The organism is Nocardiopsis sp. B62 (genome assembly GCF_018070675.1).
Classification (GTDB): domain Bacteria; phylum Actinomycetota; class Actinomycetes; order Streptosporangiales; family Streptosporangiaceae; genus Nocardiopsis; species Nocardiopsis prasina.
This window is the reverse complement of sequence record NZ_JAGPXK010000020.1, coordinates 87060-100419: the sequence shown is the minus strand read 5'-3', so window position 1 is coordinate 100419 and position 13360 is coordinate 87060. Positions and strand designations below refer to the sequence as shown.

Annotated in this window: 10 protein-coding genes; 4 read left to right on the top strand and 6 right to left on the bottom strand. The window is 71.0% G+C overall.

Going from position 1 to position 13360, the window contains the following annotated elements; translation table 11 throughout:
* Positions 1-405 precede the first annotated feature (405 nt).
* From KBX21_RS19845 to acs, 6 genes are all read right to left on the bottom strand, one after another.
* Positions 406-891 (bottom strand): histidine phosphatase family protein, encoded by a 486-nt coding sequence (locus KBX21_RS19845; protein ID WP_210842929.1) that lies wholly within the window; start codon positions 889-891, stop codon positions 406-408.
* 337 nt (positions 892-1228) lie between these two features.
* The gene (locus KBX21_RS19840) at positions 1229-3655 is read right to left on the bottom strand and encodes a sodium-translocating pyrophosphatase (RefSeq protein WP_210842920.1); all 2427 of its coding nucleotides are present in this window, start codon (positions 3653-3655) and stop codon (positions 1229-1231) included.
* Positions 3656-4249: 594 nt separating this feature from the next.
* Positions 4250-4765 carry a DUF309 domain-containing protein gene (locus KBX21_RS19835; protein ID WP_210842918.1) on the bottom strand — a complete coding sequence of 172 codons (516 nt, stop codon included), beginning with the start codon at positions 4763-4765 and terminating at the stop codon, positions 4250-4252.
* 7 nt (positions 4766-4772) lie between these two features.
* On the bottom strand, positions 4773-5717 hold the full coding sequence (locus KBX21_RS19830; RefSeq protein WP_210842916.1) for an alpha/beta fold hydrolase: 945 nt from the start codon (positions 5715-5717) through the stop codon (positions 4773-4775).
* Between the two features lie 6 nt (positions 5718-5723).
* Entirely contained in the window at positions 5724-6212 is a 489-nt protein-coding gene (locus tag KBX21_RS19825) for a phage holin family protein (RefSeq protein ID WP_210842914.1), read from the bottom strand.
* A 224-nt stretch (positions 6213-6436) separates the two neighbouring features.
* The gene (gene acs, locus KBX21_RS19820; RefSeq protein ID WP_210842906.1) at positions 6437-8407 is read right to left on the bottom strand and encodes an acetate--CoA ligase; all 1971 of its coding nucleotides are present in this window, start codon (positions 8405-8407) and stop codon (positions 6437-6439) included.
* 205 nt (positions 8408-8612) lie between these two features.
* Between acs and KBX21_RS19815 the strand changes: the two genes are divergently transcribed.
* The 4 genes from KBX21_RS19815 to KBX21_RS19800 all read left to right on the top strand — a co-directional run bounded on the left by KBX21_RS19815 (position 8613) and on the right by KBX21_RS19800 (position 13330).
* Positions 8613-9425 carry an oxidoreductase gene (locus KBX21_RS19815; RefSeq protein WP_210842904.1) on the top strand — a complete coding sequence of 271 codons (813 nt, stop codon included), beginning with the start codon at positions 8613-8615 and terminating at the stop codon, positions 9423-9425.
* Between the two features lie 964 nt (positions 9426-10389).
* Positions 10390-11445 (top strand): septum site-determining protein Ssd, encoded by a 1056-nt coding sequence (ssd, locus tag KBX21_RS19810; RefSeq protein WP_049579309.1) that lies wholly within the window; start codon positions 10390-10392, stop codon positions 11443-11445.
* Positions 11446-11519: 74 nt separating this feature from the next.
* Positions 11520-12662 carry a TadA family conjugal transfer-associated ATPase gene (locus KBX21_RS19805; protein WP_374225736.1) on the top strand — a complete coding sequence of 381 codons (1143 nt, stop codon included), beginning with the start codon at positions 11520-11522 and terminating at the stop codon, positions 12660-12662.
* Positions 12650-13330: a type II secretion system F family protein gene (locus KBX21_RS19800; RefSeq protein ID WP_210842899.1), complete on the top strand. Its 681-nt coding sequence runs from the start codon at positions 12650-12652 to the stop codon at positions 13328-13330. Before KBX21_RS19805 ends, KBX21_RS19800 begins: the two co-directional genes overlap by 13 nt.
* The last annotated feature ends 30 nt before the right edge of the window (positions 13331-13360 follow it).

The following is a 13360-nucleotide window of genomic DNA, read 5'->3' as shown; positions in this document are numbered from 1 at the left end:
CTCTTCCGGAGAAGGCTTTTTGCGTTTCCGCTTCGTTGTGTCTTTACTTTATCAGGTGTTCCGCGCCCCGCCAAATCGGCGGTTTGTGGCAGCGTTTCCGCTAAACACGAGATCGGGGTAAAGCCCGCTTTGCTTCGTTAGGTCCCGAGTTCCGACCTTGCGGCCTTTGTTCGTTTCCTTGAAGCGACTCTCCGAGTTTACATGGCCGGAGCAGTGCTCGAACCGGTGTGTTTCGGAGATTGTCTGACTCGAAGATCTGATCACGCCCACGGAGAACCCGTGTTCGTTTCGATCGAGAAGATCCTGATCCCCCCTTGCGGCCTTGGGCCGGTCGGAGGCGACTCGGAGAACATTACCCCTCGGCCCGGGGTCGCGCAAACGGTTCTGCGCATGACGCGGGTCACATCAGTTGAGGATGCTCCCGCCGCCCGTTCCCGGGGCCGCGTACAACCACTCCACCTCCAGTGACACCGCCGCCACCGTCCCCGGGGAGTACGCCGTGAGGGCCTCGGGGCCCACGAAGGACGCGGCCACCTGGGCGATGGTCGGGTTGTGCCCGACCACCAGGAGCGTGGCGGCGTCCGCGTCCCCCTGGTTGATCAGCTCCAGGAGCTGGTCCACCCCTGCGAGATAGGCGTCCTCCGAGTAGTCGACGGCGGTCCCGCGCCCTCCGGTCGGGTCCATGGCTCCGAGGACTCCGTCGAGTGTCTGCCGGGTGCGCCTGGCCGTCGAGCAGATCACGTGGTCCGGTGCGTGCCCGAGCTCGGCGAGCAGCACTCCCGCCCGCCGTGCCTGTTCCCTGCCCAGATCGGTGAGCGCGCGCTCGTGGTCGGTGCCCCCGTGACCGTCCTCCGCCTGTGCGTGGCGCATGAGCAGCAGTGTGCGGCTCATGGCGTCAACACCGTCGCGACGATGGCGAGCAGGGCCATGAAGCCCACCATCGCCCCCACGATGACCAACAAACCCTTCATCCCGGACAAGGCCAACTCCTTCGACTCCGGCTACCCCTGCTGACTGACCGCTCCGCCGGGTACCGCACGGACGCGTTCCCTCAGGTTAGGTGCGCCCCCGCGGACCGGTGCGGCGCCCTCACCCCAGGACGCGGCGCGGCCGCCCGGGTCTCCCCGGACGGCCGCGCCATCGCATCGGACCGGCCTCGCCCCCGCCGGCCTTCCCACCCCTCGTACTCAGTGGGGGTGGGGTCCGGTCAGGTGCTCCGGTCCGGGTCTCAGCCCTGGTTGGTCTCCCCCGCCCGGGCCTCCTCCCTGGGTCCGCCGTCCTCGTTGGCCGGGTCGGCGACGTCACCGCTCACGGCGTCCGCGCCCTGGTCCCCGCCACCGGAGACGGATCCGTCTCCGGCCTCCGGGGCGCCCTTGGGAGCGGAGGCCCCGCCGGTCTCGGCGAGGTCGGTCTCGGTGCCCGACCCCCGGTTCTTCGACCACAGGACGGCACCGACCAGCACGCCGACCGCGACCACGGTGACCGCGACCCGCAGGGCGACGTTGTCCGCGTAGATCACCACGCTGGGCGCGACGATCAGGGCGACGAGGTTCATCACCTTGAGCAGCGGGTTGATGGCCGGTCCGGCGGTGTCCTTGAAGGGGTCGCCGACCGTGTCGCCGATGACGGTCGCCTCGTGGGCGGCGGAACCCTTGCCACCGTGGTGGCCGTCCTCCACGAGCTTCTTGGCGTTGTCCCAGGCGCCGCCCGAGTTGGACAGGAACACCGCCATCAGCACGCCCGCGGCGATCGCGCCGCCCAGGAAGGCGCCGAGCGGGGCGTACCCGAAGGCGAAGCCGACCGCGATGGGTGCCAGGACCGCGAGGAGGCCGGGGGTGACCAGCTCCCGCAGCGAGTCCTTCGTACAGATGTCGACCACCCGCGCGTACTCGGGCTTCTCCGTGCCGTCCATGATCCCCGGGCGGGTGCGGAACTGGTTGCGCACCTCAAGGACCACACGCTGGGCGGCGCGGCCGACGGCCATGATCGCCAGACCGGAGAAGAAGAACACGACGCTGGCGCCGATGATGACCCCGACGAGCACGTCGGGCTGGTCCAGGGAGAGGGAGAAGACCTCCGTGTCCCCGAGGCGTTCCTGGACCGAGGTGCGGAAGGCACCGAAGAGGGCGGTGGCGGCCAGGACCGCTGTGGCGATCGCGATGCCCTTGGTGATGGCCTTGGTGGTGTTGCCGACCGCGTCGAGGCCGGTGAGGATCTCGGCGCCCTTGCCCTCGACGTCCCCGGACATCTCGGCGATGCCCTGGGCGTTGTCGGAGACCGGGCCGAAGGTGTCCATCGCGACGATGATGCCGACCGTGGTGAGCAGTCCCGTGCCCGCGAGGGCGACGGCGAACAGGCTCAGGGTGATGGACCCGCCGCCCAGCAGGAAGGCGGCGTACACGGCGCCGGCGATGAGCAGTGCCGAGTAGACGGCCGACTCCAGGCCGACGGAGATGCCGGACAGGATGACGGTGGCCGCACCGGTCTGCGAGCTCTCCCCGATGTCCCTGACCGGACGCTTGTCGGTCTCGGTGAAGTAGCCGGTGAGCAGCTGGATGGCGGCGGCGAGCACGAGGCCGATGAGGACGGCCGCGACCGCGATGAACCTGGGGTCGGGGTTGGTCCCGGCGTCGGAGATCTCCTGCAGGACGGTGTCGCTGACCCCGGACATCTGCTCGAAGCTGCTGGGCAGGTACCAGAAGGCGGTGGCCGTGACAAGGACGGCGGAGATCGCGGCGGAGATGAAGAAGCCCCGGTTGATCGCGGTCATCGCGCTCCGGTCCCGGGTCCTGGGCGCCACGATGAAGATGCCGATGATGGCGGTGAGGACACCGATCATCGGGACCAGCAGCGGGAAGACCAGACCCTCGGTGCCGAAGGCGACACGGCCGAGGATGAGCGAGGCGACCAGCACCACGGCGTAGGACTCGAAGAGGTCGGCCGCCATGCCCGCACAGTCGCCGACGTTGTCGCCGACGTTGTCCGCGATGGTGGCCGCGTTGCGCGGGTCGTCCTCGGGGATGCCCTGTTCGACCTTGCCGACGAGGTCGGCACCGACGTCGGCGGCCTTGGTGAAGATGCCGCCGCCGACACGCATGAACATCGCGAGGAGGGCGGCGCCGAAGCCGAAGCCCTCCAGGACGATGGGGGCGTCTCCCCGGTAGAGGAGGACGACGAGCGCGGCACCGAACAGGCCGAGGCCCACGGTGATCATGCCCGCGACGCCGCCGGTGCGGAAGGCGATCCGCATGGCGGTGTGGTTGTCGCTCTCCGTTCCTCCCCGGGCGGCGGCCGCCACCCGGACGTTGCCGCGTACCGCGAGCCACATGCCGATGAACCCGGTGGCGGCCGAGAGCAGCGCGCCGAGGGCGAAGAAGACCGACCGGCCGACCGCGATGGCCCATGTGTCGGCCGGGAGCAGCAGCAGGAGAAGGGGAATGGCGACGACGAACACCGCGAGGGTGCGGAACTGCCGTTTCAGATAGGCCGCGGCTCCTTCCTGTACCGCGACCGCGATGTTGCGCATTCGCTCGGTGCCCTGGCCGGCGGCGAGTACCTCACGAACCAGCATCCCCGCGACGGCGAGCGCCAAAAGCGCGACCACCATGACGAGGATGACGAGTGTGAGGTCCCGACCCTCCAGTGCCAGTGCCATGCCACTTCCTGTGGCGAGGTTGAGCCCAGACAATCCGTCCTCCTTGAGACGGGCACGTCCTTTTCGGCCCCTGTTCGAAGGCGCGCGGGACGTCGGGCCTCGTGGGCTCCGGTGCCGCGCACCGCCGTGGACGTACCGCCGTCCGTAAGGCTCCTGAACTGGCTCGACGGCACGCTTGCCGGGGTCGAAGCGGTGCCACCTTCCTGTGTGGTGAACGCCGCCCGCAGTCACGCACGCGCGGACGGTGATCCGGGGATTCTACGCACGGAAGGGAATAAAGCAGAGAGCCGGTTCGGCATTTGCCCAAGAGAGATTAAAGATGTGATCTCACGGTGATCCTGGGAATCGGATAAATGCCTTTAGTGACATTATTGGGCTTGCATAGCCTCGCATAACACGTTAACTCGATGTTAACGTTAAAGTACACATAAAGCCAGGAACAGGGAAGTTGTCCCTTTGGCCTCATCCCACCCATCAGCCCCGCGCACAACATCAGGCCCGCGTTCGCGTGCGGTGTCACGCACGGAACGCCCGCGCGAGGCGGTGGACTCCTCTCTGAGAAGGGCGGAGAAAGGGGTTTCGGTCCGAGCGGAACTACGCGCGGAGCAACCGCATCCCCGCGGAGTCGATCCCGTCCCCCGAGGTCGCCCTGCCGGAGTCGAGATCGTCGGCCAGCCCTCGTGCGAACGCGGCCACTCCGTCCACGTCGACACCGTGGGGCGCCTCCGGCCCGAAGGCCTCCACGCGGTCCGCGCCGCGCCTGAGCAGCCGGGCGGCACCCACCCTGTTGCCGCGCTGGGCGTGGGTGACGCCGACGGCCGTCTGCGCGAGGCCCCGCCACAGCTCCCGCTCCGGTTCCGGCGCGGACTTCCAGACCGCTTCGAGCACCTCGTGGGCAGTGAACGCGAAGCCGCCGTCCAGCAGGAGCTGCGCCTCCGCGACACCCTCCTCCACGGTGAACTCCGCGTCGTCGGGCACCCGGTCGACCTCACCGGCGCTGCCGTGCGGCATCGGACGGCCGTAGCGGTCACGCGGGCGCTGGTTCTGCGCCTGCCCGGACTCGTTGCGATCGCGGACGCCGTCCGCCCCGGGTCGGGATCCCCTGGTCATACGTTCCTCACCGCCGTTCGCCGTCGACGCCCCGTTCCCCGGCGACGCCGATCCCACCGTCGACTTCCCGCAACCACCCTACGAGAGCGCGTTCCACTTCGCGCGGGCGCTCCTCGTGCGGGAAGTGTCCGGCGCCGGCCACCTCCACCCACCGGAAGGGGCCACGGACGAACCGCTCGGAGGAGCGGGCCGTCCCGGGCGGGCACACCGGATCCAGGGCACCGTGCAGCTGGAGGACGGGAACCCGCACCGGGCGGCGCATGCTCCTGGCGTACCTGAACCCGTCCGCGCGAAACCGCGACCGGAAGATCCAACGGTGGTACTCCAGCGAGCAGTGCGAGACCTTCGGGATGGCGAACGCGAGGCGGTAGCGCTCCTCCGTCTCCCGGTCCGGCCAGCCGGGGGCGGACCAGGAGTCCAGGAGTTCGCCCACCCGGACGCAGCCGTCGGCGAGGAGGCGGTGCTCGGGCAGGACCGGCACCTGGGCGCGGAGCATGTGCGGGGTGCCAGGCCCTCCGGAGAACAGGACACGTGCGGCGCGGCGGGGGTGGGGCGCGGACACCGCCGCCAGGGCACGGACCGCACCGGGGTGGTGGGCGGTCATGGTCCAGCCCACCAGTCCGCCGACCCCGTGGCCGACCACGGCGGCGTCCGCCGCTCCGAGCGCGCGCACCAGGCTCGCCATGTCCTGGGCCAGCCCCACGAGGTCGTAGCCGCGCGGTGTCTTGTCGCTGGCTCCGTAACCGCGCAGGTCGACCGCGACGGCCCGGTACCCGGCCTCGGCCAGGCCGGTCAGCTGGGTGCGCCAGGCCCACCAGAACTGGGGGAACCCGTGCAGGAGGAGGACGAGGGGACCCTCACCGAGCTCGGCCACGTGGAACCGGGCACCGGCGGCACTGACCGTCCGGTGGGTCCAGGGGCCGTCGACATAGGCGGCCGAGTCGTCCAGCACCGGAGACTAACGGCCGGCGGGTTCGGGCGCCTCGCTGTCCGAGGCGGCCTCGACCGACCCGTTCCCGGGCGGGCGGATCTCGCCGCGCAGGATGCCCATGAGCCGGGAGGTGGTGAGCGCCGTGCGGGCCAGGCCCTGGCGGCGGCGCAGGTTGATCACGGCGACCAGGATGAGGACGGCGGCGATCAGGAGGTAGAAGCCGGTGACGGTCAGGAAGGAGAGCCAGAAGGCCCACCCGGCGACCTCGGCGAGGAAGAGTCCCGCGGTGACCGAGAACAGGATCAGGACGAGGTGGAGGACGAAGGCCGCGGCCCCGAACTCGCCGACGCTCTTACCGATCCTCGTCGCGTCGGCCTTGGCCTCGAGCTTGGCGAGCCTGAGCTCCAGCCGCACGATGCGGGAGAGGTTGTCGGTGGCGTCGGAGACCAGCTCACCGATGGAACGGTCGGAGTCGCTGGCAGTGCCAGGTCGACCGGTACCCGGCTTGTCCACCATCGTGGGGGTTCCCTTCTCTCGGTCCGTACACGCGGATGATCCTCCGCATCCTCGCACATGCCCTCCCACCCGTGTCTCTCACGGCACGCAAAACCCGGGGCTTCGGTTTCGTCACGTGGGTGAGCGGGAACGGCGCCCCGTCCCTTCGGAAGGGACGGGGCGCCGTGGTGTCCGGGCCGGACGGCGGCGCGGCGAGTGCGCGCGCCGTCGGGCGGTCAGACCGTTCAGTCGCCCTTCTTGGCGGAGGGCAGCTGCTTGGCGATCACGTCCATGATCGACGAGTCGGTGAGGGTCGAGGTGTCACCGATCTCGCGCTCCTCGGCGATGTCGCGCAGCAGTCGGCGCATGATCTTGCCGGAACGGGTCTTGGGCAGCTCGGGAACCGCGAGGAGCCGGGCCGGCTTGGCGATGGGGCCGAGCGAGTTGCCGACGTGGTTGCGCAGTTCCTGCACCAGGTCCGCCGGGACCTCCTCGGCACCGCCCCGCAGGATGACGAAGCCGACAATGGCCTGGCCGGTCACCTTGTCGACGGCGCCCACGACGGCCGCCTCGGCGACCTTCGGGTGGGCTACCAGGGCCGACTCCACCTCGGTGGTCGAGATGTTGTGGCCGGAGACGAGCATGACGTCGTCCACGCGGCCGAGCAGCCACATGTCGCCGTCCTCGTCCTTCTTGGCCCCGTCGCCCGGGAAGTAGAGGCCCTCGAAGCGCGACCAGTAGGTGTCCTTGTAGCGCTGGTCGTCGCCCCAGATACCGCGCAGCATGGAGGGCCACGGCTCGCGGATGACGATGAAGCCGCCCTCGCCGTCCGGGACGGATGCGCCCTGGTCGTCCACGACGTCCGCGACGACGCCCGGGATGGCGCGCATGGCCGCTCCGGGCTTGCCGGAGGTGACGCCGGGCAGCGGGCTGACCATGATCGCGCCCGTCTCGGTCTGCCACCAGGTGTCGACGACCGGGGTGTTGCCGCCGCCGATGTTCTCCCGGTACCACATGTAGGCCTCGGGGTTGATGGGCTCGCCGACCGAGCCGATGACCCGCAGGCTGGACAGGTCGTACTCGGCGGGGATCTCGTCGCCCCACTTCATGAAGGTGCGGATCGCCGTGGGCGCCATGTAGGCGATGGTGACCTTGTACTTCTCGATGATCTCCCAGAAGCGGCCCTTGTGCGGGGTGTCCGGGGTGCCCTCGTACATGACGACGGTGGCCGCGTTGGAGAGCGGACCGTAGACGATGTAGGAGTGGCCGGTCACCCAGCCGATGTCGGCGGCGCACCAGTAGACGTCGGTCTCCGGCTTGAGGTCGAAGACCGCCCAGTGGGTGTAGGAGGCCTGCGTGAGGTAGCCGCCGGTGGTGTGCAGGATGCCCTTGGGCTTCGCCGTGGTGCCGCTGGTGTACATGATGTACAGCGGGTGCTCGGCGTCGTGCGCCTCGGGGGTGTGCTCGGTGCTGGCGGTCTCGACGGCGTCGTGCCACCACACGTCGCGCTCGTTCCACTCGACGTCCTGGCCGGTGCGGCGCACGACGAGGACGTTCTCGACGGCGGGGCGGTCAGCGACGGCGCCGTCGACGGCGGGCTTGAGGGCGCTGGGCTTGCCGCGCCGGTAGCCGCCGTCCGCCGTGATGACGAGCTTGGCCTGGCTGTCGTCGAGGCGCTGGCCGAGGGCGTCGACGGAGAAGCCGCCGAAGACGACCATGTGCACGGCGCCGATGCGGGCGCAGGCGAGCATGGCCACGACGGTCTCGGGGATCATCGGCATGTAGATGGCGACGCGGTCGCCCTTGGTCACGCCGAGCGAGGTGAGGGCGTTGGCCGCCTGGCACACCTGGTCCTTGAGCTCCGCGTAGGTGATGGCGCGGGTGTCGCCGGGCTCCCCCTCCCACTGGAGGGCGACGCGGTCACCGATCCCGGCCTCCACGTGCCGGTCCAGACAGTTGACGGAGGCGTTGATCTGCCCGCCGACGAACCACTCTGCGTAGGGCGGCTTCCAGTCCAGGACGGTGTCCCAGGTCCGCTCCCACTGGAGCCTCCGGGCCTGCTCCTCCCAGAAGCCCAGGCGGTCACCGTCGGCCACGTCGTAGGCGTCCGCCTTGACGTTGGCGTTCGCGGCGAGGTCCGCCGGCGGCGGGAAACTCCTGGTCTCGTGGAGAAGGTTGGACAGTGTCTCCTGGCTCGGGGGAGTGCTGTCGGCCACTGTGATTCTCCTTACGTTGGCTTTGGGTCCAGACTAATCATGTGGTCCATACCGGGGGAACAGCCGGGTCCGCGTCCAGCGGCGGCGCGGCGCGGGCGCGCGACGAACGGTCGGCGAACGGTCACCGGTCCGCGACGAGCGGTCCCTGTGGGACCGGTGCGGGCCGTGGAGCGCACGGTGTTACCGACGCGTAGTGTTGGCTTCCGTGAGCGAATCGACTTCTGCATCCCTGTCCGACCCACTGTCCCGGATCGCCGGCCTCCCCGGGGTGAGCGACGCGGTGAACGAGACGCGGACCCTGGTCGACAGGCTGCTGGGACACCGCATCCTGCGCCGTCGGAGCAGCGACGTGTCCATGGAGTCCTCACTGCGGGGCGCGTGCGCGTCGGCCGCTTTGGAGGGCGCCGAGGTCTCGATGGACGAGATCCGCGAGGGCCACGTGTACGACACCCGGATCAAGGGCGCGCTCCGTATCGGGGGTGAGCTGGGCACGATGGTGGACACCTGGCCCCAGGCCCCTCGGCAGGCGCTGGCGCGACTGCACACGCTGGCCGCGGCGGACGCGGTGTCCGAGGACGCCCTGGGCCGACCCCGCTTGGAGGGTGAGCGGGTCGAGGACCCGCTCGACCTGGGTCCGGCGCCGAGCGCGGCGGAGGCATCGGCTCGCCTTGAGGGCCTGTACGCGCTGCTGGGCGCGCGCACGAGCGTTCCGGCCCTGGTGACGTCGGCGCTGGTGCACGGTGAGCTGATGGCGATCCGGCCGTTCGGCTGGGGGGACGGGCTGGTGGCGCGCGCCGCCGAGCGGCTGACCCTGGTGGAGCGGGGCCTGGACCCCAAGTCCCTGGTCACGTCCGAGCTGGGCCACCAGACGCTGAGGGACGAGTACGCCCCGGCGCTGCGCGGGTACATGGCCGGCACCGCCGAGGGCGTGGCCGCGTGGGTCGCGTACTGCTGCCACGCGGTACGGGCCGGCGCACAGGACTCCCTCGCCACGTGTGAGGCACTCAAGCGCGGGTGATCCCGAGGCGGAGACCGAACAGTGTTCGTTCATACCGCACTTCGGGGCGCCCTCGGATATTCGGCAGTTCACCCACTTCGTTGATTTACCAACAAGTAGTAACGCGAACGCGTCTCGTTTCGATCACGCTGACCGTGCGCGAATGTTTCCTGATTGCTCACGCACATGCACGTGCATGCGAACGGCACTCCAGATGACCGTCCGGGGTGCCGTTTCTGATGTGCCGGAGCGAGTTAGCGGACATCACCACAAGTGGCCCCACCTGGTAAAACGTGGCTCCGTCAAACCTGGGCAGGCCCTGTGATGGCCGACGGAACGCGGCTTCTCGACCCGTACCTCACCTCGGACCAGAGCCACCCTCTCCTTTGTTTGCAGGCCGAGGACCCTTCTTCGAAAAGGTGGTGGGGCGGAGTTTTTCTGTTGGATTCCCGAACTCATAGACAGTGTCCCGTGATAGCGTCTGTTCCGGAGTTGCGCGAAGGGTCGACTGCGACGGGCCGAAAATCCGGGCTTACTGTCTTTATGGACACAAGCCGCCAATACGGACATTGCGCCTGCGGAACTGTGTCGCCGTCGTTCCTCGCGAGAAGCACGAACCCGGACACCTCACACGGGGTCCCGCGTGTTCACGCCAGCGCTCCCGACGGACCCTTCCCCGGAGAGCGGACTCCGGCCTGTCCCCCCGAGGCCGGAACCGAGTGGCCCCCAGTTCCCCCTGTGGGGGCCGCTCGACGTCCTCCGCTCCGTCTCACCTGACGGGCCGGGACACACGACAGCCCCCGTACGTGTGTCCCGCCCGCCGGGTGGGGCAGGATCCGGCCTCCGCCGCCTCCTCCTCAGTCGGACCCCGACCGTTCCGCGACACCGCACCGGGTTATCCACAGATCCGAAACGGTGGCTTCCGCCGCGCCCCCGGTTCGGCGAAGGTCGAAAGGGCAGGTTCCCGCCCTTCCCGGAAGGTCCGATGGACGTCCCGCAGCGCACCCTGATCGCCACCGCAGACCCCGCCCTCCTCGACGACCTCCTCCGGCTGACGGCCGCGGCCGCCACCGAGGTCACCGTCGCCCCCGACCCCGACCAGGCCCTGCGCGCCTGGGGCCGCTCCCCGCTCGTCGTGGTCGGCCGCGACCTGGACCACGCCCTGCGCGCGGCCGGGCCCCCACCCCACCCCCGCGTCGCGGTGGTCGCCCACGGCACCGGGGACACCCGCGGCGACGGCGTCTATCTGCTGCCCAGGGACGAGTCGGCCCTCGTCGACCTCTTCTCCTCCGTCTCCGACCGCTCCCCCGCTCCCGTGGTGTCTGTCGTCGGCGGCCGGGGCGGAGCCGGAGCCAGCCTGCTGTCGGTCGCCCTGTCCCTCGCCGGTGAGCGGGCGGGCCTGGCCACGGCCCTGCTCGACGCCGACCCCCTGGGCTGCGGGCCCGACATCTACCTGGGCTGCGACCACGCCGACCCGGCGGCCCAGACCGGATGGGCGGACCTGCTCCGACAACGCGGCCGGGTTCCCTGGCGCACACTGCGCGACGGCCTGCCCAGGGTCGGCCGGGTGGACGTGCTCACCTGGGCCCGGGGCAACGGCGCCGAACAGGGTCACCCGCTGCCGGTCGGGGCCGCGCGGGCCGCCCTGGACTCCGCGCGCAGGGGCACCGACCTCGTGGTGACGGACCTGCCCCGCTGCTTCGACCCGGGCACCACCGTCTTCCTCAACCACTCCACCCTCGTGCTCGTGGTGGTCCCCGCCGACGTGCACTCGGTGGTGTCCGCCGCGCGCATGACCCACCGCCTGCGGCAGGAGACGACACGGGTGCGGGCGGTGGTGCGCGGCACCAGGGGCGGCCTGTCCACCGGGGTGGTCACCACGACCCTCGGTGTGGAGCTCGGCGCCGACCTGCCACCGGAACCGGGCCTGTCCCGAGTGCTCCGCGTGGGTGAGGTCCCCGCCAGGCACCCCCGGTCCCCGCTGGCACGCTACGCGGACCAGGTCGTGGGCTCCCTCGTCACCGAACGGGAGGCGCGGTGAACGCCGTCTGGGACCGACTCACCAACCGCGCGCCGACTCCGTCCGACACCCCGGGCACACCACAAGTGAACAGTGTGCTGGACCGGGTCCGCGACCGGTTCGTGGCCTCCGGCGCGCCGGTCACCCCCGCCAACGTCGCCGCCGCGATCCGCTCCGAGGGCGGTGCCCTGGGCGACCGCGAGCTGCTCGCGATGACCCGTCGGCTGGCCGCCGACCTGTCCGGCGCCGGGCCCCTGGAGGAGCTGCTCACCTCGGACGTCACCGACGTCCTGGTCAACGGCCCGGACCAGGTCTGGGTCGACTCCGGGGAGGGTCTGCGCCGGGTCAGGGACGTGCGCTTCGCGTCCGAGGACGAGGTGCGCAGGCTCGCCCAGCGGCTCGCCTTCCAGGCGGGCCGCCGCCTGGACGCGGCCGCGCCCTACGTGGACGCCCGCCTGCCCAACGGGGCCCGGCTGCACGCGGTGCTGCCGCCGATCGCCCCCGAGGGAGCCTGCCTCTCCCTGCGGATACCGCCCCGGAGGGTGTTCGGCCTCCGGGAGCTGACCGCCAGCGGCACCCTCACCCCCTCCGGCGCGGACCTGCTGCGCGCCCTCGTCTCCCACCGTGAGCCCTTCCTGGTCAGCGGCGGCACAGGGACGGGGAAGACCACGCTGCTCTCCTCCCTGCTGTCACTGGTGGACCCGGAGGAGCGGATCGTGCTCGCCGAGGACTCCCCCGAACTGCGCCCCGAGCACCCGCACGTGGTGCGCCTCCAGACCCGGCCAGCCAACATCGAGGGCAGCGGGGAGGTCTCCCTGGAGACCCTGGTCCGGCAGGGGCTGCGGATGCGCCCGGACCGGCTGGTGGTCGGTGAGGCGCGCGGTCCGGAGATCGTTTCGCTGCTCGGAGCCCTCAACACCGGCCACCGAGGCGGCGCGGGCACCCTCCACGCCAACGGGGCCGAGGAGGTGCCCGCCCGGGTGGAGGCGATGGGGTGCGCCGCCGGGCTCAGCCGGGGCGCGGTGCACAGCCAGCTCGCCGCCACCGGGGTCCTGGTGGTCCACCTGGTGAGGGACCACTGTGGGCGCCGCCTCTCCGAGGTGAGGGTCCTGCGGCGGGAGCCCTCCGGGCTGGTGCGGGCCGAACCGGCGGTGGCCTTCACCGCGGACGGGCGCAGACACGAGCACCTCGGAGCCGAGGAGGTGGCCGCCCGCCTGGGCCGGGGGTGGCGGCGGTGACCCTCCTGGTGGTGTTCGCTCTGGCGGCCGCCCTGGCCTGGTCGGTGCCCCGCACCGGCTGGTACCGGTTGGCGGACCTCGTGCCACGGCGCCCGCGCGGTCCACTCCCCCGACCCTCCCTGGCACCGCTCCGCGCCCTGCTCAACCGCCGGAACGAGGCAGCCGAGCGGCGGTGGGCGGTGGTCCAGCTCTGCCGGGTGATGGCGGCCGAGCTCCGCTCCGGGCAGCCCCCGGAGACGGCTCTGCGGGTCGCGGTGCTGGAGACCGGACCACTGGTCGGCGCGGTGTCGGACGTGGCCTCCCTCCGCAGAGCGGCCGAGCAGGACGCGGACCTGTGGGCGCTCGCCTACCTGGCGGCCTGCTGGGAGGTGGCGTCGGAGACCGGCGCCGGGTTGGCCGGGGTGGTGGACGAGCTGGCGGAGAGTCTGACCGAACGCGAGGAGCAGCGGGCCGAGGTGTGGGCGCGGACCGCCGGTCCGCGCACCACCGCCCTGGTGCTGTCGGGGCTGCCACTGGTCGGGATGGCGATGTCGGCGGGGCTGGGTGGTTCACCGCTGGTGTTCCTGTTCACCACGCCCGTGGGACTGCTGTGCCTGGGCGTCGGTGTGCTGCTCGATCTGGTGGGCGCCTGGTGGACCCTGCGCATGGTCCGAGGAGCGGTGAGGTGACCCACGGCGAAGTGGGCCAACCCCCGACGA